General features: G+C 71.6%; 19 protein-coding genes and 2 pseudogenes. 12 read left to right on the forward strand and 9 right to left on the reverse strand.

The genetic code is table 11. The features are described 5' to 3' along the window. Window positions 1–2: 2 nt before the first annotated feature. From BLV72_RS05685 to BLV72_RS05695, 3 genes are all read right to left on the reverse strand, one after another. On the reverse strand, window positions 3–893 hold the full coding sequence (locus tag BLV72_RS05685; protein ID WP_093460705.1) for an amino acid ABC transporter permease: 891 nt from the start codon (window positions 891–893) through the stop codon (window positions 3–5). A gap of 43 nt (window positions 894–936) precedes the next feature. Further along, a complete protein-coding gene (locus BLV72_RS05690; RefSeq protein ID WP_093460707.1) occupies window positions 937–2,826 on the reverse strand; it encodes an FAD/NAD(P)-binding protein in 1,890 nt (629 codons plus the stop codon). A gap of 801 nt (window positions 2,827–3,627) precedes the next feature. Further along, window positions 3,628–4,830, reverse strand: a complete 1,203-nt coding sequence (locus tag BLV72_RS05695; protein ID WP_093470189.1) for a DUF5685 family protein — start codon at window positions 4,828–4,830, stop codon at window positions 3,628–3,630. 233 nt (window positions 4,831–5,063) lie between these two features. Here BLV72_RS05695 and BLV72_RS05700 point away from each other — a divergent pair, with 233 nt between their 5' ends. Next, window positions 5,064–5,495 (forward strand): cell division protein SepF, encoded by a 432-nt coding sequence (locus tag BLV72_RS05700; RefSeq protein ID WP_093460709.1) that lies wholly within the window; start codon window positions 5,064–5,066, stop codon window positions 5,493–5,495. 30 nt (window positions 5,496–5,525) lie between these two features. Here BLV72_RS05700 and BLV72_RS05705 read toward each other — a convergent pair whose 3' ends face one another. Beyond that, window positions 5,526–6,713 carry an acyl-CoA dehydrogenase family protein gene (locus tag BLV72_RS05705; RefSeq protein ID WP_093460711.1) on the reverse strand — a complete coding sequence of 396 codons (1,188 nt, stop codon included), beginning with the start codon at window positions 6,711–6,713 and terminating at the stop codon, window positions 5,526–5,528. A 263-nt stretch (window positions 6,714–6,976) separates the two neighbouring features. After that, on the reverse strand, window positions 6,977–8,647 hold the full coding sequence (locus BLV72_RS05710) for an MFS transporter (RefSeq protein ID WP_093460713.1): 1,671 nt from the start codon (window positions 8,645–8,647) through the stop codon (window positions 6,977–6,979). Window positions 8,648–9,001: 354 nt separating this feature from the next. Here BLV72_RS05710 and BLV72_RS05715 point away from each other — a divergent pair. Together BLV72_RS05715 and BLV72_RS05720 are read left to right on the forward strand one after the other, a co-directional pair. After that, window positions 9,002–10,187, forward strand: a pseudogene (locus tag BLV72_RS05715) (mannosyltransferase family protein). Window positions 10,188–10,491: 304 nt separating this feature from the next. Then, the gene (locus BLV72_RS05720; RefSeq protein ID WP_093460715.1) at window positions 10,492–11,526 is read left to right on the forward strand and encodes a phosphatase PAP2 family protein; all 1,035 of its coding nucleotides are present in this window, start codon (window positions 10,492–10,494) and stop codon (window positions 11,524–11,526) included. A gap of 146 nt (window positions 11,527–11,672) precedes the next feature. Here BLV72_RS05720 and BLV72_RS05725 read toward each other — a convergent pair whose 3' ends face one another. Then, the gene (locus BLV72_RS05725) at window positions 11,673–11,888 is read right to left on the reverse strand and encodes an I78 family peptidase inhibitor (RefSeq protein WP_093460717.1); all 216 of its coding nucleotides are present in this window, start codon (window positions 11,886–11,888) and stop codon (window positions 11,673–11,675) included. 557 nt (window positions 11,889–12,445) lie between these two features. On the opposite strand from BLV72_RS05725, the gene gvpO reads away from it, so the two are divergent. The 9 genes and pseudogenes from gvpO (at window position 12,446) to ctaD (ending at window position 17,503) form a co-directional block, all read left to right on the forward strand. After that, entirely contained in the window at window positions 12,446–12,580 is a 135-nt protein-coding gene (gene gvpO, locus BLV72_RS51475) for a gas vesicle protein GvpO (protein ID WP_342030654.1), read from the forward strand. 49 nt (window positions 12,581–12,629) lie between these two features. After that, the gene (locus BLV72_RS05735; protein ID WP_093460719.1) at window positions 12,630–13,082 is read left to right on the forward strand and encodes a gas vesicle structural protein GvpA; all 453 of its coding nucleotides are present in this window, start codon (window positions 12,630–12,632) and stop codon (window positions 13,080–13,082) included. Then, window positions 13,079–13,797 (forward strand): annotated as a pseudogene (locus BLV72_RS05740) (GvpL/GvpF family gas vesicle protein). Before BLV72_RS05735 ends, BLV72_RS05740 begins: the two are co-directional and overlap by 4 nt. Beyond that, window positions 13,797–14,003, forward strand: a complete 207-nt coding sequence (locus BLV72_RS05745; protein WP_059146896.1) for a gas vesicle protein GvpG — start codon at window positions 13,797–13,799, stop codon at window positions 14,001–14,003. Before BLV72_RS05740 ends, BLV72_RS05745 begins: the two are co-directional and overlap by 1 nt. Window positions 14,004–14,083: 80 nt before the next feature. Continuing rightward, a complete protein-coding gene (locus BLV72_RS05750; protein WP_244321372.1) occupies window positions 14,084–14,365 on the forward strand; it encodes a gas vesicle protein in 282 nt (93 codons plus the stop codon). Beyond that, window positions 14,362–15,243: a GvpL/GvpF family gas vesicle protein gene (locus tag BLV72_RS05755; RefSeq protein WP_093460721.1), complete on the forward strand. Its 882-nt coding sequence runs from the start codon at window positions 14,362–14,364 to the stop codon at window positions 15,241–15,243. Before BLV72_RS05750 ends, BLV72_RS05755 begins: the two co-directional genes overlap by 4 nt. Further along, a complete protein-coding gene (locus tag BLV72_RS05760) occupies window positions 15,240–15,440 on the forward strand; it encodes a gas vesicle protein (RefSeq protein ID WP_014059691.1) in 201 nt (66 codons plus the stop codon). Before BLV72_RS05755 ends, BLV72_RS05760 begins: the two co-directional genes overlap by 4 nt. Then, window positions 15,437–15,715: a gas vesicle protein K gene (locus tag BLV72_RS05765; protein ID WP_014059692.1), complete on the forward strand. Its 279-nt coding sequence runs from the start codon at window positions 15,437–15,439 to the stop codon at window positions 15,713–15,715. The genes BLV72_RS05760 and BLV72_RS05765 overlap by 4 nt, the downstream gene beginning before the upstream one ends. Window positions 15,716–15,793: 78 nt before the next feature. Then, window positions 15,794–17,503, forward strand: coding sequence for an aa3-type cytochrome oxidase subunit I (ctaD, locus tag BLV72_RS05770; RefSeq protein ID WP_093460723.1), 1,710 nt, complete (start codon window positions 15,794–15,796; stop codon window positions 17,501–17,503). On the opposite strand, the gene BLV72_RS05775 is transcribed toward ctaD, so the two are convergent. From BLV72_RS05775 to BLV72_RS05785, 3 genes are all read right to left on the reverse strand, one after another. Beyond that, on the reverse strand, window positions 17,472–18,431 hold the full coding sequence (locus BLV72_RS05775; protein ID WP_093460725.1) for a helix-turn-helix transcriptional regulator: 960 nt from the start codon (window positions 18,429–18,431) through the stop codon (window positions 17,472–17,474). The two genes, ctaD and BLV72_RS05775, sit on opposite strands and share 32 nt — an antisense overlap. A 77-nt stretch (window positions 18,432–18,508) precedes the next feature. Beyond that, window positions 18,509–19,369, reverse strand: coding sequence for a hypothetical protein (locus BLV72_RS05780; RefSeq protein WP_093460727.1), 861 nt, complete (start codon window positions 19,367–19,369; stop codon window positions 18,509–18,511). Window positions 19,370–19,410: 41 nt separating this feature from the next. Next, window positions 19,411–20,649 (reverse strand): glycosyltransferase family 4 protein, encoded by a 1,239-nt coding sequence (locus tag BLV72_RS05785; RefSeq protein WP_093460728.1) that lies wholly within the window; start codon window positions 20,647–20,649, stop codon window positions 19,411–19,413. Window positions 20,650–20,787: the final 138 nt, after the last annotated feature.

A 20,787-nucleotide genomic window follows, 5' to 3' on the forward strand; every position in this document is an offset into this window, starting at 1 on the left:
GGTCATCGGGTGGCTCCCCGTGAGAAGCGGCGCTCGACGTAGTACTGCGCGATCGAGAGCACGGTGGTCAGGATGATGTACCAGACGGTCGCGACCATCAGCAGCGGCACGACCCGGCCGTTGCGTCCGTAGACGACCTGCACCTGGTAGAAGAGTTCGCCGATCGCCATGACGGAGACGATCGAGGTGCCCTTGAAGAGCGAGATGACCTCGTTGGCGGCGTTCGGCAGGATCGACCGCATCGCCTGCGGGAGCACGATCTTGCGCAGTTGCCGCAGCCGGGGGATGCCGAGCGCGGCCGCCGCCTCGAGCTGTCCGCCGTCGACGGCGAGGACTCCGCCGCGCACGATCTCCGCCGCGTAGGCCGCCTGGTGGAGGGCGAGGCCGAGCACCGCCGCGCTCATCGCGCCGACCAGCCCCGCGGTGTCGAAGGAGAAGAAGCCGGGGCCGAAGGGGATGCCGAAGTCGAGCCGCTTGTAGAGGTAGGTGAGGTTGAACCAGAAGAGGAGCTGGACGATGAGCGGGATGGAGCGGAACGCCCAGATGTAGGTGAAGGCGACCGACTTCAGGAAGGGGCTCCGGGACAGCCGCATGAAGGCGAGGACGATTCCGAGGGCGAAGCCGAGCGCGGTGCCGTAGAAGGTGAGCTGGATGGTGATCCAGACCGCCTTGAGGATGGTCCGGGTGGTGAAGAAGTCGGCGAAGACGTCCCACTCCCAGCCGGGGTTGGTGATCAGGCCGTGGGCGAACTGGGCCACCAGGACGGCGGTGACGGCAACGGCGGCCCAGCGCCAGGGGTTGCGTACCGGGACGACCTTGAGGGCGGAGTAGTCCTCGCGTTCTGCGCCGCTTTCGGCGGCTTTGTCGAGGGGTGGATCGGACGTCAGCGACATGGAGGGTCCTTCGAAGGGAGCGACGGGTTTCCCGGGGGGATGCTCAGGCGGTGAGCGAGGCGCGACAGGACAGGTCGCGCAGACACAGCAGCAGGGCCCGCGCGGTGGCGTCGTTCTGCCGGAACGCGGGGGCATTGGTACGGGGCCGGGCGAAGGCGCCCGACGCGCGGGCGTCGGTGTGCGGCCCGAGCGCGAAGCGGCGCGGATGCGGACTTCCGGCCCGGTCCAGGATGCGGCCGTCGGCGGGGCTGACGGCGAGCAGTCCGGCCGGGGTGGCGGCGGCGCCGTCGCGGTGCAGGGAGCGCAGCAGGGTGTCGCGGGAGCGGTCCACGGTCGGCTCCGGCAGCCGGGCCTCGACCAGCGCACGGGCCTCGACGGCATGGCCCGGCACACTGGCGGAGCTCGCCCGGAACACCCCGCGCAGCGGATCGGCGGTCACGGTCGTCTCGGCGCCGAGGAAGCGGACCACTCCGGCGCGGGAGAGCGCGAGCAACTGCTCGAGCCGTGGGCCGGGCGGGCCGGAGGCGAGGTAGCTGAAGAAGCCGTGCCACCAGCCGCCGATGTCGCCGAGCCGGATCAGCTGGCCGTAGACGGAGAGCAGGGCGAGGAAGACGGCCAGGTCAGGGCTGTGCGCGGGGTTGTGCCGACGGGCGAGGTCGGCCTCGATATGGGCGCGCAGCCCCTGCTGCAGCGCCTCGTGGTCGGGGAACCGCAGCCCGGCCAGGGGGTGGTCGAGGGCGTCGAGATCGAGCCGGTCGGCCGGGTCGGGGACGGCCGCGGCGACCAGGGCGTCCAGTTCGGGGCTGCCGGGCGGGCAGGCGGCGTACTTCTCCTCGAACGCGGGCCACTCCCCGGCCGTCCGCTCCGGATGGGCGGTGAACAGCCGGTGGTAGTGGGCGAATCCCAGCTCCTTGGCGATCAGCGGCCAGATGTCGCGCCGGAAGTCCGGACGCCCGGGAAGCGAGCGCAACGCGTCGACCTCGGCGGGGCCGAAGAAGCGCGGCACCGGGGGCCGCCCACCGCTCAGCGAGTAGCCGATCTTGGCGTGATAGGGAACGCCGCGCCGCGAACCGGCGTACAGCACGGGCTCGCGGCCCGAGGGCAGGTACGCCAACTCCCCGTCCGGGCCGCGTTCGTAGCGTCCGCCGCGCCCCTCGGTGAGCAGCACCATCAGATCGACGAAGGCGAGGCCGAGGCCGCGCACGAGCACCGGCTCACCGGGGCGCAGCACGCTCAGCTCGCTGTCGGCGGTGAACTCCGGTGGCAGGTGGACGAGTCCGTGCTCGGCGGCGAAGGCGGTGAGCGCCCGCTGCTCGGCGTCGGGTTCGGCGTCGAGGTGACCGAGGGCGAGGACCACGGCGTCGGCGGTGAGCGGGGCGGTCCGCCCCTCCAGCCACACCTGCTGACGTCCGTCGCGCGGCCCGGTGACGCGTACGGCCCGGTCCCGGTGCTCATGGACGGTGGTCCCGGGCGGCAGACCGGCCACCGAGCGCTCGTACACCCAGCGCAGATAGGCGCTCTGGAGGCGTCGGGTGGCGAAGCTTTGCCCGGTCAGGGCGACGGCCTCGGCGGCGAGTTCGGACGGCAGGGCGCGGGCGCCGGGCGGCGCTCCCTCGCGGATCTGGGCGGCCCATTCGGCGAGGGAGGGGCCGGGGCGTATCGGTCCTTCGCGCTCCACCGACTCGTCGGTGAACATGGTGACGTCCTCGGCCATGGAGTTCATCCACAGCAGCGGGGACTGGTCCGGGCGCCAGATGCGGCCGCCGCCGGGCGGATGCGGATCGACCAGGTGCAGCTCCAACGGGGCGCCGTCGCCGTGGAGTTCGGGGGCATTGGCGGCGAGGCGCTCGATCAGACCGGTGGCACGCGGGCCCGCGCCGACGATGACGATCGTGGCGGGTGATCGGGAAGGCTGGTCCGGGTTCGCGGACATGTGGAGGCTCCGTGAGTTCAGAAGTGAACACACGCATGGCCTTCACACACGGCCGAGCCCCTCAGCTCGGCAGACGAGCCCCTCAGCTCGACATGGGGCCGAGGTTAAGGCGTCCCCACGGTGCGCTGTCAAGGCTGTCCGAACTGTGAGCAGAGCGTCTCACCGCGGTTGACGCGGAAGCGGATGGCTGCTCCACTTGGCCCATGGACTCAAGGCAGCGACTGGTCACGCGCGACCACATCGACTTCGGTCGAGTGTGGTCGTCGTCCTGTTCGGGCTGACCGCCCGCCTCCGCTGCCATAGGGGATTTCCGTCCCTCAGCGCTTCGAGGCTTCGCCCGCGCCCGCCGGATTCCCTCCCCCGGCGTGGCCGCAGCACTTCCGCGTCGTCACGCGCCTTCGGCCTTCCCACACACGTCAGTACTCCACCCCTCCCCCTCAACCCGTCTTTGGGCTACGGGGGTGTCGCGGAGCCGCATATCGCCCTTTTCCCCTCCCCGCCCCTTCCCGCAGCATCGATATGCGGCTCCGCCGCGTGGCAGGGGCGAAGCCCCTGGACCCGGGGTCTGGGGCGAAGTCCCGCCATCCAGCCCCTCCGGCGATCGAGAAACAGAGCCCGGGGCGGACCCCCGCCATCCAGCCCCTCCGGCGATCGAGAAACAGAGCCCGGGGCGGAGCCCCGCCTTCCAGCCCCTCCGGCGATTGAGGAGCGGGGTCTGGGGCGGAGCCCCAGTTGAGGGAAGGGGCGGGGAGGGGAGCAGCCCGCCGCAGGCGACCCGATCCGTCGGGCACCCCCTCACGGCTAACAGTCGCAGCCGCAGTCACAACCATCACAGCAGTCGCAGCTACAGCAGTCCCCGCAGTTGCTGCAGCAGTCACAACAGTCGCAGCAGTCACCGCACTTATGGCACAGGCCCTCACGCGGCTGCCCGCTCCACGGGTCGTGGTACGGATCCCGGCAGCACACCTGGCAGGTGCAGCAGAGCCCGGTCCACACCAGGCAGCCCGCGAGCAGCCCCCGGCGGCGGCCCGGCGGCTCCGGCGGGGCGCCGCCGGGGCCGCCCGGGGTGATCCACGGCGACTGCGGCGGCCCGTAGGAGGACTCCGAGGTGCCGGAGCCATGGCCGGGGTGCGCACAGCCGGTGGTGCCGAAGGCGCGGTCGACCGCCCGCTCCAGCTCATGGGCCAGCAGCACATGGGCGAGCCGGCCGGAGCCCTTGCTCGCAAATGCGGTGTCCTTGAGCGCCAGCCGCACCCCGTGCACCGCGTCGTCGCACAGCCTGCGGACCTCGGCGAGGTCGGCCCCGGTGGCCGCGATCGGGTTCCAGGCACCGGTCTCGGCGTCCTCGGCCAGGTCCTCCACCGCGTCCAGCAGATGCGCGAGCCGCCCGAAGAGCCGGCCCGCCTCCTCCAGCGGGGCCCGGTTGCCGGGCCGCCCGGCCAGCACGGCGGTGTGCCCGAAGGCCGCGGCGGTCGCGGTCTCGGTGGGCTCGGTGATGGTCAGCAGCGGAGTGCCTGGGCCCGCGTGGGACTCCAGCTCCGTCTGCCGGCCGACCGCGTCGAGCAGCAGGGCGGTGTCGAAGCCGAGCGCGGCGCCGCTGCGCTCCCCCGCCCGGTCCCACCGCCCGGCCACCCGGCGGGCGGCCGCGGCGACCGGCCGCCGGGCCAACGCCCCGTCGCCGTCCGCGACATGGTCCCGTACCTTCGCCGAGGCCAGCACCAGTGAGACGGTGGCCGCCAGCCGCGCCCCCTCGCCCTGGGCGACCGACGCCGTCCGCATCCCGCGCAGCGGGCAGGGCCCGGCGGTGCGCCGCCAGCCGTCCGACCGTCCGGCCTGGGCCTCCACCAGCACCGATATCACCAGGCCGTCGTAATTGGTGGCGACGCGGGCGAACTGTCCGTGGTCACCCCGCAACGCGAGGCACAACCCGCACAAATGCGCCATCCACTCGGTGCGCAGGTTTTCCGACAGCCGATGCCGGCAAGGCCGGATAATGCCAAACACCACGAACCCCGTTCACCCGTACGTCCCCGACGTCACCCGTCCGGCCGCGGCGGAGTCTACCCATCGCTCCGTCAGCCCCCATAAGCAGGTGGAACTCTGATATGGCGCCAGCCGTTGTGCACCAGTAACGTCACGAATCCCCTGTGCGGCCGCAATCCACGTGGCAGACCATCCGCATCATGGACGACCATAGAGGGGCGGACGGTACACACCATCAGGGAGAGGAGGCGTCTATGGGATCGGTACGCAAGGCAAGTGCCTGGCTTGGCCTCGTCGACGACAGCGATGACGAGCGCTACTACGACGACGACTACGCCGAGGGGTCCGAGCCCGGCGACTCCTGGATGACCGACCCGCGGGCGCGGGCGGCCGACGAGACCGCGCAGGACCACGGCACCCGGATCGCCACGGTCACCCCGGACGGGTTCCGGGATGCCCGCGGCATCGGCGAGATGTTCCGGGAGGGCGTTCCGGTCATCGTCAACCTCACGACGATGGAGTCGGCCGACGCCAAGCGCGTGGTGGACTTCATGGCCGGGCTGATCTTCGGGCTGCGGGGCTCGATCGACCGGGTGGCCAACCGCGTCTTCCTCCTCACCCCCGCGGACTACCAGATCGTCAGCGGCCCGGCCGGCCACGCCACGGGCTTTTTCAACCAGAGCTAGGCCCGCACAGGGCCTGGCGCCCGGGGCCGCTCACCGGAAGGCGTCGATTCCGGTGAGCGCCTTGCCCAGCACCAGTTGATGCATTTCGACGGTGCCCTCATAGGTGAGCACGGACTCCAGATTCGTGGCGTGCCGCATCACCGGATACTCCAGCGAGATCCCGTTGGCGCCCAGAATCGTCCGGGACGTGCGGCAGATCTCGATCGCCTCGCGCACATTGTTCAGCTTGCCGAAGCTGACCTGCTCGGGGCGGAGCCGTCCCGCCGCCATGCGCCGCCCCAGATGGTGGGCGAGCAGGATCCCCTTGTGGAGTTCCAGCGCCATATCGGCCAGCTTGGCCTGGGTGAGCTGGAAGCCCCCGATCGGCCGGCCGAACTGCTCGCGGTCGCGCGCGTAGTCCAGCGCCGCCTCGAAGGCGGAGCGGGCGGCCCCCATCGAGCCCCAGATGATGCCGTAGCGGGCGTGGCCCAGACAGCTCAGCGGCCCCCGCAACCCGGTGACCTCGGGCAGGACCGCGTCGGCCGGCAGCCGCACCTCGTCCAGGACCAGCTCGCTGGTGACCGAGGCGCGCAGCGACCACTTGTGCTTGATGTCGGGGGCCGAGAAGCCGGGCGCGTCGGTGGGGACGACGAAGCCGCGGATGCCCTCGTCGGTGCGGGCCCAGACCACCGCGACCCCGGCCACCGAGCCATTGGTGATCCACATCTTGCGGCCGGTGAGCACCCAGTCCGAGCCGTCCCGCTTGGCGTAGGTGCGCATGCCCGCCGGGTCGGAGCCATGGTCGGGCTCGGTCAGCCCGAAGCACCCGATGACCTCACCGGAGGCCATCCGGGGCAGCCACTGCTGCTTCTGCTCCTCGGAGCCGAAGCGATGGATGGCGTACATGGACAGGGAGCCCTGCACCGACATCAGGGAGCGGATCCCGGAGTCGGCGGCCTCCAGCTCCAGACAGGCCAGGCCGTACTGGATCGGGCTCGCGCCCGCGCAGCCGTAGCCGGTGAGGGACATCCCGAGCGCGCCCAGGGAGCCGAGCTCGCGGGCCAGCTCCCGGATGCCGGGCACCTCGCCGCGCTCGAACCAGTCGGCGACATGCGGCAGCACACGGTCGGCGGCCCACTGCCGCATGGTGTCGCGGACCGCGAGGTCCTCGGGGTCGAGGAGATCGTCGAGCCCCAGCGGGTCACGCGGATCGAACGACGGCAGGGTGCCAGCGGACATGGGTGGCGGCCTCCGGTGGATGCGGGTCCGGGTCGCCGGGCGGATACCGGTCGCCGGGGCGCGTCCTTCGCCCGGCGGCCGAGGTGATCAGCCCGGTCGATCCGACGCTACGGCCGGGTAACCCCTGACGTCCAGACCCGCACACACCGCGCCACCAGGACACGGGCAGCACGCGGGCAGGCCCGGGGCCGGACTCGGGCAGGCCGCAGCGGGACGAGGGCAGGGCCGGGCTGGAGAGTCGCGCGGGACTCGGGCGGGATCGGTCAGGACTCGGCGGCGACGGTGGCGCGGTCGCGCCGGGCCGGGGTGTCCGTACCGCCCTGGGCCCGCTGGTCGGGGCCCTGGGCGGGCTCCTCGTCGTCGGCGGCGCACTCCATGGCCTTGGGCAGCCGCAGCGCGGCGAGCGCGCCGATCAGCAGCAGACCGGCGCTGACCGCGAGCGTGACATGCAGACCGTGGACGAAGGCGCCGCGGGCGGCCGAGCGCAGGGCCTCTCCGGCGTGGCCGCCGAGCCGGTCGGAGACCTTGTACGCGGCGCCCAGCGACTGGCTCGCGTCGGAGCTGGCCGAGGCGGGGACGCCGGGCACCGAGGAGACGCCGGGTTTGTAGGCGGCGTTCATCACGCTGCCGAGGAGGGCTATGCCGATACCGGCGCCGAGCTGGTACGAGGTCTCGCCGATGGCGGCCGCGCCGCCCGCGGAACCCGCCGACGCCTCGTTGAGCATCGACTCGTACGCGCTGAAGAGGGTGGTCTCCAGGCCGAAGCCCAGGACGATGAAGCCGCCGACGAGCACGGCGGGCCGGTCGGACTGGCCCATGGCGGTCAGCGAGAGAACAGCGAGCGCGGTGAGCGCGAAGCCGATCGCGACCATGACCCGCGGGCCCAGCCACTGGAGCATCCGGGACCCCACGAGCCCGGCGGCCATGGCGGCGAAGGTGAGCGGCAGCAGCCGCAGACCCGTCTCGAGCGGGGTGAGCCCGAGCACGAGCTGGAGGTACTGGGCGGCTATGAGCTCCAGGCCGACGAGCGCCAGGAGGGCGAGCACGATACAGCCGACGGAGATCGAGAAGGCGGGCCGGGCGAACAGCTTGAGGTCGACCAGCGGATGCGTACGGCGGCGCTGACGGCGCACGAAGAGCACCAGCAGGACCACCCCGAACAGCAGCGGGACGGTGGTCACGGCGTCCTCCAGCGGATCCGCGCCGCTGCCCATCCGCTTGACGCCGAAGACGACGCAGAACAGCCCGCACGCGGCCATGACCGCGCCCAGCACGTCCCAGGGCCCGTTCCGGTCGCCGGTGGACTCCGGCAGCAGCCAGCGGCCGACGGGCAGCGCCACGATCATCAGGGGCAGGTTGACCAGGAAGACCGAACCCCACCAGAAGTTCTCCACCAGGAAGCCGCCGAGCAGCGGGCCGACCGCCGCGCCGACGGCGGCGACCGCGCTCCAGACGCCGATGGCCAGCGCCCGCTCCCGGCGGTCCGGGAAGACCTGGCGCAGGATCGACAGCGTCGCGGGCATGATCATCGCGCCGCCGACGCCCAGCAGGGCGCGGGCCACGATGAGGATCTGGGGGGAGGGTGCGAAGGCGGCGAGCGCGGAGGCGGCGCCGAAGAGCCCATAGCCGAGCAGCAGGACGCGCCGTCTGCCGACACGGTCGCCGAGGGTGCCGAAGAGGATCAGCAGCGAGGCGCAGACCAGTGGGTAGATGTCCACGATCCACAGCAGTTCCATCGCGCCGGGGCGCAGGTCCTCGGTCACGGCGGGGACCGCGACATGCAGCACGGTCGCGTCCACGGCGACGAGCAGCAGGCTGACGCAGAGCACGAGGAGCACGACCCAGCGGTTCGCCCCGCCGCCCGCCTCGGTGCCGCGCCATTGCCGGGGAACGCCCGCCGTCCGCCGAGTGCGGGCCGTGGTCGTCCCGGACATGTACGCACCTCCCTGGGTCTTGCGCTCGCGGTCCGCCGTCGGAGGGGCGGTACGTCACGTCGTAGGGACGTCCGGGTGACCCCGGTGGCGAAGGCGCGAGTGAGAGGTCAGGGTACGCGAGTCCCCACGCGGGCCGTGTGCCGCAGGTCATGTTGGGAGCACACCGCGGAGGGTTACGGAGGCGTACGTTCCGGACTTCCCCTTTTGTCCCCCGTCTCTCTGCCGTCCCTCCTGTGACCCCCCGGCGGCCGTCTCGCGTTCGCCCTCCGTTGTCCACAGCCCCCGCGGCCCTTCCGCCGAGGGTTGTCCACAGCCCCCCGCGGGCGGTCCTGGACATCCCTGATAATCGTCGCCGTGACTGATCTCGCCCAGGCCGGCACCGCGCCGCTCGGCGACGACGGCCGACCGGGCCGCGCCGCTCGGGCCGCGCTGCGCCGGGCCGCTCCAGCATTGCTCGCCTACGCCGGGACGCGCCTGCTCGGGCTCGTGGTTCTCGCGATCTGGGGGCCTTCGCGGACAAGAGCCCGCACCAGCTCCTCTCGGCGCGCTGGGATTCGCTGTGGTACACCCGCATCGCCGAGGAGGGGTACGGCTACACGGTCCATCTGTCCGACGGCGCGGTCCACTCCAACCTGGCGTTCTTCCCCCTGCTCCCCGCGCTGGAGCGAGTGATATCGGCCATAGCCCCGCTGGACGCGGCCGACGCCGGACTGCTGGTGAGTTGGGTCACGTCCCTGTTCGCCGCCTGGGGGATCTTCGCGATCGGCGATCTGCTGTACGGACGGCGAGTGGGCCTCACGCTGGCCGTGCTGTGGGGGGTGCTGCCGGTCGGGATCGTCCAGTCGATGGCGTACTCGGAGTCGCTCTTCACGGCGCTGGCCGCCTGGGGGGTCTATGCGGCGCTCACCCGGCGGTGGCTGTGGGCGGGGCTGTTCGCGGCGCTGGCGGGGCTGACCCGGCCGGTGGGGCGGCGGTGGTCGCGGCGCTCTGGGTGGCGGCCGCGGTGGAGCTCCTGCCAGAAGGGCGCCGGCGCCAGGCGTGGCGCACTGATCGGGGCCTGCTCGCGGGCGTCGCGCTCGCGCCGCTCGGCTGGCTGGGGTACGTGGTGTGGGTCGCCGCCCGGACCGGCAGCGTCACCGGCTACTTCGACGTCCAGAACGGCTGGGGGAACGGTTTCGACGGCGGCCTGGCCTTCGCGGGCTTCATCGGGGGGCTGCTCATCGAGCCGCCCTTCGTGGGCGGGCTCGGGCTGCTGCTCGGCGTCGGGGCGCTGATCTGGCTCGCGATCCGCTGCGTGCGGCAGCGCCAGCCCCTGCCGCTGCTGGCCTACGGCGGGGCGGTACTCGTCCTGGCGCTGGCCGCGAAGGGGTACTTCGGCTCGAAACCCCGGCTGCTGATACCGGCCTTCCCGCTGCTGCTGCCGATCGCCGTCGCCCTGGCCCGGCTGCGCCCGGTGCGCACCGCGCTGGTCCTGGGATCGGCCGGGCTCGCCTCGGCGGTGTACGGGGCCTTCTGGCTGCATGGCTCCGGACCGCCATGATCCGGCCACCCCTTCCGGCCGGGCCGGGCGCTGCGGACGATCATCCCCGGCCGCCCGGCGACGCCTGGGGAAACTTCCGGGAACGCCGTGGCTAATAAGCGATAAACACGCCCTGTAAGAAATCCATAAAGTCCCTGAGACACGCCCATTGGAAGGCCGGGAGCAGAAAAGTTCCCGGGGCCCACGCATTCCTTGGAAAGGGCGCGGCCAAAAGCCGTGGACGAGACGCACTCCACATCACATCGTCATCACAAAGCGACCTGATCGACTGAACCCGCCTGTCACGCAATGTAACGTCGATTAGGTGCGTACCGAAGACAAGCTCCCCGCGTCAGAGGAGCGAAGGCCCGATCTCGCGCGACCGCGCATGACCCGAACACGCTTCTGGCTGCTCGGGACCACGCTGGCGGTCTACGCGGCGACCGTGATCGGCGTGCTCACCACCTCATGGCTGGTGAAGCTCGACTGGCAGATCATGCTCTTCAGGCCCTACAAGCAGTGGCCCGAGTTCCACACCTTCCTGGACTACTTCGTGGTCATGGGCCAGCGGGGACCCACCGCGGTGGCCGTCGCCGCCTGGCTGGGATGGTGCTGCTACCGGCAGCGGACCCTGCGCCCGCTGCTGGCGCTGGGCACCTCCCTGCTGCTGCTGAACGCCACCGTGGGCGCGGTGAAGATCGGCTTCGGCCGGCTCGGTCCGCACTACGCGACCACCGTCGGCTCCAATGAGATGTGGGGCACCGGCGATATATTTCCTTCGGGTCACACCGCGAACGCCGTGGTCACCTGGGGGATTCTGGCCTATCTGGCGACCACCCCCGTCGCGCGCCGGGTCGCCTCGCTGATCGCCGCGGGCTTCGCCTTCGGGGTCGGCATGACCACCGTCTACCTCGGCACCCACTGGCTGAGCGATGTGGTGCTGGGCTGGGCCGCCGGAGTGCTGGTGCTGCTGGCGCTGCCGTGGCTGGAGCCCGCCATGGCCCGCGCCGAGGTGCTGCTGCTGACCCTGTGGCGCCGGATGCGCGAGGGCTGGGCGCCCGCGCCGGTGCCGTCCGGCCGCCCGGTCGCCGGGACCCCGCTGGCCACCCCGCGCGCCGCCCGCGACGACGAGCTGCCCGCCCGCGAGCCGGTGGCCGTGGTCCGGCCCGGCGTCGCCACCGGCCGTGGCCCCGACACGCGGCCCCACCACCCGGTCCGCCAGCACACGGTGCGCTCCGAGCGCACTCCGGTCACCCCGGTCGGCAGCCGCCGGCCGCCGCACGCCGACCGGGTGTCACGCGCCACGACGCCCTTCGGCCCGTCCGGCGCCTCCCGCGGCCGGACCGCCACCGGAGGCTGAGCCACCCACCACGCCGCGGGGCGGTACGCACCCCCTCCCCCGCGCCGACCGGCCACACCACGGCCCCGGACGCTCCGGCGAGAGCGTCCGGGGCCGTGGTCGTGTCCGCGCCGGGCGCACCGGCCAGCGGCGCGGATCCGGGCCGGTCAGCCGCGCCAGCACCGCTTCACGGTGCCGTCGTCCACCTCGAAGTCGATCCGCCCGCGCAGGTATTCCATCGTGATGATCGCGCCCGGCGGAAGCGTCCGTACGGTGCTCCAGCCGCGTGCGCGGGCCCTCTCCTCGGCGGTCCGGGCATCGAGGCCCACATAGCTGTCGAGGTCGTCGTCGGGTTCGGCCGGATGGTTCGGTACAGGTCCCATGACGCCACCGTAGGTCGCTCCCCACGCGGGGCAAACCCAGAGTGGCGAAGGACTGCCACTGCCTCATGCCTCTCACGGCCGCCATTCGTCACACTTGTGTCACAGAAAACACGCCCGGGTTTGTGGGCGACTTCATCACTCTTCCGGGGCTTGTGTTGACCCCTCGAAGATGATTGCGAGTTTTCGTCGATATCCCGCGTCAAACGACCGGCTCCGGTATGGACGGCGGGAGACCGCCGAGATCTTTCGAGCAATTCGCACAGCGGCCGGAAAAGCGCTGCCCGGACCCCTCCGGAGCGCACAATTCCACCACAAATCGCCGGGACCTCGGGGCCGAACGTCGAGGTTTACGCCCACCGGGACGCGGTACCCGCCGCCACCGGAGCCAACATGACTGACAGATCAGATGAAACCCCCGAGAAGACGGCGGCCGGCGGTCCGAGCCCGCTGGCACTCCTGCGTGCCGCCCGTGAACAGCTCGTCGAGCTGACGGGCCTGTACCCGAGTCCCTCCCCCGTCTGGAGCGGACCGACGAGGGGTGGCTGCTGGAGGCCGAGGTGGTGGAGCTGGCGCGGGTGCCGGAGACGATGAGCCTGATGGCCCTGTACGAGGTGACCCTCGACCCGGACGGCCTGCTCACCGGATACCGCCGCCTCACCCGCTACGAGCGCGGCCGGAGCGACCGTCGCTGACGGCGGCGGCGATCCGGACGCCCACCGAACACGAGAGGAAACACCCGACATGACCACCGTTGTCCCGGCACAGCAATCCAGGGGTGGGGGCGGCAGCAGCGGCCTGTACGACGTCCTGGAGCTCATCCTCGACCGAGGCCTGGTGATCGACGCGTTCATCCGCGTCTCCCTGGTCGGCATCGAAATACTCAAGATCGACATCCGGATCGTGGTGGCGAGCGTCGACACCTATCTGCGATTCGCCGAGGCATGCAACCGGCTCGACCTGGAGTCGGGCCCGAACAAGTCCCCCGGCCTGCCCGAGGTCGTCGAGGGCATCACCGAGAACGGGGCGCGGAGCAAGACCAAGGGCGCCCTGTCCGGCGCCGGCGACACCGTCTCCAAGGCCGCCCAGTCCGTGGCCGACGCGATCCGGCCGTCGGAGGAGGACGAGGAGGAGGAGCCTCGCCGCCGGCGTCCGGCCCGTAAGGCGGCGCCGAGGAAGTCCGAGGAGTCCGCATGACCACGTATGTCTACGGCATCGCGCGCGGTGAGGTCCGGGACCTGGGCGATCGGCTGCTGGGCATCGGCGACCCCCGCTGCCGGTCCGGGCGCTGAACCAGGGCGAGCTGGCCGCGATCGTCAGCGACTGCCCGCCGGAGCTCAAGCCCCGGCGCCGTGACCTGCTGGCCCATCAGCATGTGCTGGCCGAGGTGAGCGACTCCCGCCCGGTGCTGCCGATGCGCTTCGGCAGCGTCTCCTCCAGCGACGACGACGTCCGCAGCGTGCTGGCCGAGCACGCCGACCGCTACCAGGACCAGCTGAGCCGGCTGTCCGACCGGGTCGAGTACAACGTCAAGGTCGTACACGACGAGGACGCGGTGCTCCACCAGGTGCTCGCCGAGGAGCCGGAGCTGCGGGTGATGGCGGAGGCCAACCGGGCGGCCGGCGGCGGCACCTACGAGGAACGGGTGCGCTTCGGCGAGCTGATGGCGAGCGCCGTGCGGGCCCGTGAGGTGCGGGACGCCAAGCTGGTGGAGGAGGCGTTGGCCCCGGCCGCCGAGGACGTGCGCCCCGGCCCGGAGAGCGGCGGCTGGTTCCTCAGCCTGTCCCTGCTGCTCGCCAAGGACGGCGCCGATCCGCTGCTGACGGCGGCGGCCGACGTGGAGCAGACCCACCCCTGGCTGAAGCTGCGGATCAACGGTCCGCTACCGCCGTACAGCTTCGTCGAGTCCTGATGCTGATGATCGGCTGGGTGCTGAGGCAGGTCGTCGCCGCCGCGGAGCGGGAGTACTACGACCCGGCCAACATCCAGCGCGCCCTGGCCGAGCTGGAGGCCCAGCTCGACCAGGGCGTGATCGACGAGAAGGAGTTCGAGCGGCAGGAGGACGCGCTGCTCGACCGGTTGGAGGAGGCACGCCAGTGGGCGAACGGGACTCTGTGACCACCCGGGGCGGTGTGGCCCCGACGGCCGGTGCGTATGGCTCACCGGCGTCGTCGTTCGGCTCCTCGGGGTCGTACGGGCTGGCAAGCCGTGGTGAGGGCGGGGCCAACCTCGCCGACATCCTGGAGCGGGTGCTCGACAAGGGTGTGGTGATCGCGGGCGATATCCGCATCAACCTGCTCGACATCGAACTTCTCACGATCAAGCTGCGGCTGATCGTGGCCTCGGTCGACAAGGCGAAGGAGATGGGCATCGACTGGTGGGAGCACGACCCCTCGCTCTCGTCACGCGCCCGGACCGGGGTGAACGGCCAGGAGAAGACCGAGGTGACCAGCGGGGAGAACCGGGAGAGCGCCGAATGACCGAAGGACTGCGGTACGCCTACGCGGTCGTGCGCGACACCGCCGCGCCGGAGGCCGCCCTGGACGCCCTCACCGCCCTGGAGGACGTGCCCGGTGTCGCGGGCGAACCGGTGGTGGCCGTGCGCCATCAGGGGCTCGCCGTGCTGGCGGGCGCCGTACCGGCCGAGGACTTCGACGAGGGCCCGCTGCGGGAGCGGCTGGAGGACATGGCCTGGCTGGAGAAGGTGGCCCGGACCCATCAGCGGGTGGTCGACACCGTCGGCGCCGAATCCTGTGTCATACCGGTCCGGCTGGCCACCGTCTGCCAGGGCGAGGAGGGGCTGCGGCGGTTGCTCGCCACCGGCCGGGAGCGGTTCGCCTCGGCGCTGGACCGGCTGGAGGGCCGGGTCGAATGGGGCGTCAAGGCGTACGCCGCGACGCCCGCGCCTCCGGAGCCACCCGCGCTCCAGGAACCGCCCGCGCCCGACGGGCCGCCCGCCGGAATCCCGAACACCCCGGGCGGCATGTCCGGCCGCGACTATCTGCGTCGCCGCAAGGCACAGCGGCAGGCGGCCGAGCAGCGCTGGGGCGATACGGAGGAGGGCGCGCGGCTGGTGCACGACACCCTCAGCGGGCTGGCCGAGCGGGCCCGGCTGCATCCGCCGCAGGACCCCCGGCTGTCGGGGGTCTCCGACCGCAATGTGCTGAACGCCGCGTATCTGGTGCGGCGCGAGGACAGCGCCGCCTTCGCCGAGCGGGTCGGTGAGCTGGCCGGGCGCACGGCCGCGCTGCGGGTGGAGCTGACCGGCCCCTGGGCGCCGTACTCCTTCACCGCCCCGGACGAGAACGCCGCGGCCGCTGCCCCGGACAGGGCCGGGAGCGCGGGGGCCGAGGGATGACGATGGCCCCGGAGGGCCCGTTGGCCCATCAGCAGATCGCCCTGGTGGACGTGCTGGACCGGCTGCTCGCCGGCGGCGTGGTGATCACCGGTGATCTGACCCTGCGGATCGCCGACGTCGATCTGGTCCGCATCGATCTGCGCGCCCTCATCAGCTCGGTCAACGCCAATGTCCCGTCCCCCTGGGAGGAACCGTGAGCCGCAAGGTGGAGCTGGACCAGGACACCGTCGAACGCGACCTGATGAAGCTGGTCCTGACCGTCGTTGAGCTGCTGCGCCAGCTCATGGAGCGGCAGGCGCTGCGCCGGGTGGACGAGGGCGATCTGACCGAGGACCAGGAAGAGCGGATCGGGGTCACGCTGATGCTGCTGGAGGACCGGATGGGCACGCTCTGCGAGCGCTACGGCATCGCGCCCTCGGATCTCAATCTGGACCTTGGGCCACTCGGGCCGCTGCTGTCCCCGAGGGAGTGACGCTCCGGGCAGCTCCACGGCTCGCGGCAGCGGCCGCGCGATCATGGCGATACCCGCCCAGGACGCAGAGGAGCCCCGATGGCGACAGACACCGCGCGGGCCGCCGGTCCGGCAGGGGTGACGCGGCAGGGCAGCGTGCTCGTGGACTGGCTCACCACCACCGACCACAAGAAGATCGGGCATCTGTATCTGATCTCGTCGTTCGGCTTCTTCCTGGTCGGCGGCGTGCTGGCGCTGGTGATGCGCGCCGAGCTGGCCCGTCCGGGCCTCCAGGTCGTCTCGCAGGAGCAGTTCAACCAGGCGTTCACCCTGCATGGCACGATCATGCTGCTGCTCTTCGCGACCCCGGCCTTCGCGGGGTTCGCCAACGAGATCATGCCGCTGCAGATCGGCGCGCCCGATGTGGCCTTCCCACGCCTCAACATGCTGTCCTACTGGCTGTATCTGTTCGGCGGGCTGATGGTGCTGACCGGTCTGGTGGTGCCGCAGGGCGCCGCGGCCTTCGGCTGGACCGCCTATGCCCCGCTGAACAGCGCGATCCGCTCCCCCGGTGTCGGCGCCGATCTGTGGATCATGGGGCTGGCGCTGTCGGGCTTCGGGACGATTCTGGGCGCGGTGAACTTCCTGACCACCATCATGGCGATGCGCGCGCCGGGCATGACGATGTTCCGGATGCCGATCTTCACCTGGAACACCCTCTTCACCTCGATCATGATCCTGATGGCGTTCCCGGTGCTGGCGGCGGCGCTGCTGGCGCTGGAGACGGACCGGCGGTTCGGGGCGGTGGTCTTCGACGCCCAGTACGGCGGGCCGCTGCTGTGGCAGCACCTCTTCTGGTTCTTCGGCCATCCCGAGGTCTACATCATCGCGCTGCCGTTCTTCGGCATCATCACCGAGATCATCCCGGTCTTCTCGCGTAAGCCGATCTTCGGCTATGTGACGCTGATCGGCGCGACCATGGCCATCACCGGACTGTCGATGGTCGTCTGGGCCCATCATATGTTCGCCACCGGATCGGTGCTGCTGCCCTTCTTCTCCCTGATGTCGTTTCTGATCGCGGTGCCGACCGGGGTGAAGTTCTTCAACTGGATCGGCACCATGCTGGGCGGCTCGGTGTCCCTGGAGGCGCCGATGCTGTGGGCGGTCGGCTTCCTGGTGAGCTTTCTCTTCGGGGGGCTCACCGGCGTCATCCTGGCCTCACCGCCCATGGACTTCCATGTCACCGACACCTACTTCGTCGTGGGCCACTTCCACTACGTGGTCTTCGGGACGGTCGTCTTCGCGATGTTCGCGGGGTTCTACTTCTGGTGGCCCAAGTTCACGGGCAAGCTGCTGGACGAGCGGCTGGCCCGGATCCACTTCTGGACCCTGTTCACCGGCTTCCACACGACCTTCCTGGTGCAGCACTGGCTGGGGGTGGAGGGGATGCCGCGCCGCTACGCCGACTATCTGGCGGCGGACGGCTTCACCGCGCTCAACACCGTCTCCACCATCGGCTCCTTCCTGCTGGGCCTGTCGACCCTGCCGTTCCTCTACAACGTCTGGCGGACGGCCAAGTACGGGGCGAAGGTGGAGGTCGACGACCCCTGGGGGTTCGGCCGCTCCCTGGAGTGGGTGACCTCCTGTCCCCCGCCCCGGCACAACTTCACCACGCTGCCCCGGATCCGCTCCGAGTCCCCGGCCTTCGATCTGCACCATCCGGAGGTGGCGAGCCTGGAGCAGGAGAAGGACCAGCAGCTCAAGGCGCGGGGCTCGATCAGCCCAGGGCCCGATCCAGGCGGTCCCTGATCTCCCGGATGTAGTCGTTCAGCTCCACCGGCTCGCGCACCTCGAAGTCGAAGCCGCTCAGCGCGATATGGAGCACCAGCAGATCGGGGCTGGAAGCGCCGGTGCGCAGCAGACAGCTGTGCTCGTCGACGGCCTCCAGCACCCCCACCAAGGGCGAGAACCGCTCGGCCGCCCGCTCGGCGGGCACCCGCAGCAGCACGGTGGCCCGCTGGGAGTAGACCGAGGTGGTGATGCCCCGGGCCACATAGGCGGCGATGTCCTCGGCGGGCGGGCGGCGCGGGGTGAACCGGGGGCCGTGCGGCGGGGTCGGGGTGATCCGGTCGACCCGGTACGTACGCCAGTCGGCGCGGTCGACGTCCCAGGCCACCAGGTACCAGCGGCGCTGCGCGGCGACCAGCCGATGCGGTTCGGCACTACGGCGGGTGAGGGCACCGCCGTGGTCGCGGTACTCGAAGCGGAGCTGATGGCAGTCCCGGCAGGCGGCGGCCAGCTCGGTCAGCACCCCAGGGTCCACCCCGGGCCCGGGGCTCCAGCCGGACAGCGGCACGGTGAAGGCGCTCAGCGCGCCCACCCGGCGGCGCAGCCGGTCCGGCAACACCTGCTCCAGCTTGGCCAGGGCCCGTACCGAGGTCTCCTCGATGCCCTCGACCCCGCCGCCCGCGGCCTGGCGCAGCCGCACCGCGACCGCCACCGCCTCCTCGTCGTCGAGCAGCAGCGGCGGCAACTGGGCGCCCGCGCCCAGCTGATAGCCGCCGCCGGTGCCCGGCGTGGAGTGCACGGGATAGCCGAGCTCGCGCAGCCGGTCCACATCGCGGCGCACGGTGCGCGGGGTGACCCCGAGCCGGTCGGCGAGATCCGCGCCGGACCATTCGCGGTGGGCCTGCAGCAGGGAGAGCAGGCGGAGCAGTCGGGCCGAGGTCTCCAGCATGCGGCCGAGTCTGCCACCGCTTGCGGACAGTCCCGGTCCGCAAAGCTTCCCCTGCCCGCCTGGCTGCTCTGCTGGGATCAGGCGGGCGCCTCGATCCGCACCGCCAGATCGTTGTCCCGGGTGTAGTACGGCTGGGCCTGCGCCTCCCCGTGCCGACCGGTCACCGTGCGCGGCGGGTAGGTGAAGATCTCCTTCTTGTCCGCGACATCGTCCAGGATCCGGGCGAGCCGGGCCGGGGCCATGGACTCGTCCGCCGGGCGCAGCCACAGGTCCCAGACGTGCGCGCCGCCGTCCCAGCTCCGCGCGAGCTCGGCGTAGGAGAGCGTGAAGGAGAAGTCCGGGCCGTCCACCACCAGCGGCGCCGTCCACACCGGGGCGGCGCCCCGGCGGCAGCGGGCCTCGACGACCGCCTCGGCCAGCCACTCGGACGGGTACGCGACGCGGTAGAGCCGCCCCCGGACGGCCATCGTGTCGTCCTCCAGCCGTATCTCCCCGGCCTCGGCGTGGGGCGCCCGCCGCCAGCTGCGCAGCGAGAGATTGCCGTGCTTGGTGGTGTAGGGGATGCGGACGGACAGCGGGGAGGTGCTCGGCCCCGGCCGGCGGTCGACGAGCGAGCGCAAATCGTTCAGGCCCGGGGCGAGCCGCTGCGGCTCGGTGTCCCGGTAGGCCACATGGACGTCCCAGCGGCCCTCGGGCAAGGCGACATTGCTGGGCAGGGCGGCCTGCAGCCGGCCGTCCGCGGTGGGGCCCAGCGGCAGCCGCACCTCCCCGTCGGGAGTGTCCGCCGCGCCCCGGCGGACCAGCACCAGCGCACCGCTCCAGTCGTCGTGGCCGCCCGGGCCGGGCCGGGTCCCGTCGGCGATGTGGAAGGTGAGCCCTCCGGCGGAGTCCGCCACGCAGTCGGCGCGGACAGGGGCGGCCTCGGGGACCTCACTCATCCTGTCCTCCTCGACGTGCTGCGCTGCCTGTGCCGTTGCACTCATGCGACACGCACCTTCCGCAGGGAGTCCTTGGTGGCGAACGCGCCACTGAGCAGGGAGCCGCGGGCGCGGTGCAGGGAGCCCCGCAGCCCGCTGCGGCCGATCAGACCGGAGAACAGCGTCTCGTAGCGCCCGGCCACCCGGGAGGGGTCGAAGCGGGCCGAGTCCTTCAGCGCCGCCTGACCCATCTGCTGGCGCAGCTCGTCGTCGTTGATGAGGTCGAGCAGCGCGGCGGCGATGGCGTCGGTGTCGCCGGTGGGCACGAGACGGCCGTCCACCCCGTTGTCGATGATCTCCGCGGGCCCGTGCGGGCAGTCGGTGGACACCACGGGAAGGCCGCAGCGCATCGCCTCCACGATGGTCATGCCGAACGACTCCAGGCTGGAGGTGACGGCGGCTATGGAGCCCTTGGCCCACTCGGGGTCGAGCGGATTGGCCGGGCCCATCAGGAAGACGTGGTTGTAGAGGCCGAGTTGGTCGATGAGGGCGCGCAGCTTGGCGTGCTGGGCGCCGCCGCCGTAGATCCGCAGCCGCCAGTCGGGGCGGGCCGCGCTGACCTTCGCGAAGGCGTGTATCAGCAGGTCGTAGCGTTTCACCGGGGCCAGCCGACCGGCCGCGACGACCCACTTTCCGGTGCCGTCGGCGGGCTCGAGACCGGGCTCGGGCACGCTGTTGGGGACCGCCTCGACCCGGACGCCGGGCAGCCGCATCTGGTCGCGGTAGGTCCGCGCGTCGGCCTCGGTCACGGTGGTCACCGCGTCCAGCCGGGGATAGACGGCGCGCAGGGCCCGCTTCAGCCCCTTGGAGTGGGTGCCGAGCGTCAGATGCTCCTGGCCGACCCGTACCGGACCGCGGCGGGCCTCGCGGGCGATGTGGACATTGAGCCCGGGGCGGGTTCCGACAACGATATCGGCCTCGAGGCCGCGGAGATGGTCCCCGATACGGCGGTCGGTGAGGGCGCTGTACTGCTTGTAGCGGCCCTCGGACGCGGGAAAGACCTCCGCCGGGCGGCCGTGGTCCGGGTCGGCGCCGTCGTAGGAGGGGCTGTTCTTCCGGATGTCCACGAGATGGCTGAGCCGCACCCGCGGACCGGGGTCGAAGATCGGCTGGTCACGGTGGCGGAACACCGACACGATCTCCACATCGTGCTGCTCTCCCAGGGAACGGGCGAGGTTGTACGTGGTCCGGATCGTCCCGCCGATCCCGTACGCGTTGTGAATAAGGAAAGAGATGTGCATCCGGCCCCGTATCCCATGGCTTCCCCGCGGACGGGTGTGTCGTCCGCCTACCACGGTGTAAGACCGATAAAGGTGGCGCAGGGTTGGGTTTCATCACCTTCTTGTGCCCCAACAGATGCGCAATCGGTGTGAAGTCGG

This window comes from Streptomyces melanosporofaciens (assembly GCF_900105695.1).
GTDB lineage: Bacteria > Actinomycetota > Actinomycetes > Streptomycetales > Streptomycetaceae > Streptomyces > Streptomyces antimycoticus.

Bases quoted from the DNA above. Each gene is read 5' to 3' on its own strand.
- BLV72_RS05685 (WP_093460705.1), bottom strand. From the start codon at position 893: ATGTCGCTGACGTCCGATCCACCCCTCGACAAAGCCGCCGAAAGCGGC.
- ctaD (WP_093460723.1), top strand. From the start codon at position 15,794: ATGGCGACAGACACCGCGCGGGCCGCCGGTCCGGCAGGGGTGACGCGG.
- BLV72_RS05705 (WP_093460711.1), bottom strand. From the start codon at position 6,713: ATGTCCGCTGGCACCCTGCCGTCGTTCGATCCGCGTGACCCGCTGGGG.
- BLV72_RS05785 (WP_093460728.1), bottom strand. From the start codon at position 20,649: ATGCACATCTCTTTCCTTATTCACAACGCGTACGGGATCGGCGGGACG.
- BLV72_RS05710 (WP_093460713.1), bottom strand. From the start codon at position 8,647: ATGTCCGGGACGACCACGGCCCGCACTCGGCGGACGGCGGGCGTTCCC.
- BLV72_RS05780 (WP_093460727.1), bottom strand. From the start codon at position 19,369: ATGAGTGAGGTCCCCGAGGCCGCCCCTGTCCGCGCCGACTGCGTGGCG.
- BLV72_RS05690 (WP_093460707.1), bottom strand. From the start codon at position 2,826: ATGTCCGCGAACCCGGACCAGCCTTCCCGATCACCCGCCACGATCGTC.
- BLV72_RS05745 (WP_059146896.1), top strand. From the start codon at position 13,797: ATGCTGATGATCGGCTGGGTGCTGAGGCAGGTCGTCGCCGCCGCGGAG.
- BLV72_RS05775 (WP_093460725.1), bottom strand. From the start codon at position 18,431: ATGCTGGAGACCTCGGCCCGACTGCTCCGCCTGCTCTCCCTGCTGCAG.
- BLV72_RS05725 (WP_093460717.1), bottom strand. From the start codon at position 11,888: ATGGGACCTGTACCGAACCATCCGGCCGAACCCGACGACGACCTCGAC.
- BLV72_RS05755 (WP_093460721.1), top strand. From the start codon at position 14,362: ATGACCGAAGGACTGCGGTACGCCTACGCGGTCGTGCGCGACACCGCC.
- BLV72_RS05735 (WP_093460719.1), top strand. From the start codon at position 12,630: ATGACCACCGTTGTCCCGGCACAGCAATCCAGGGGTGGGGGCGGCAGC.
- BLV72_RS05760 (WP_014059691.1), top strand. From the start codon at position 15,240: ATGACGATGGCCCCGGAGGGCCCGTTGGCCCATCAGCAGATCGCCCTG.
- BLV72_RS05700 (WP_093460709.1), top strand. From the start codon at position 5,064: ATGGGATCGGTACGCAAGGCAAGTGCCTGGCTTGGCCTCGTCGACGAC.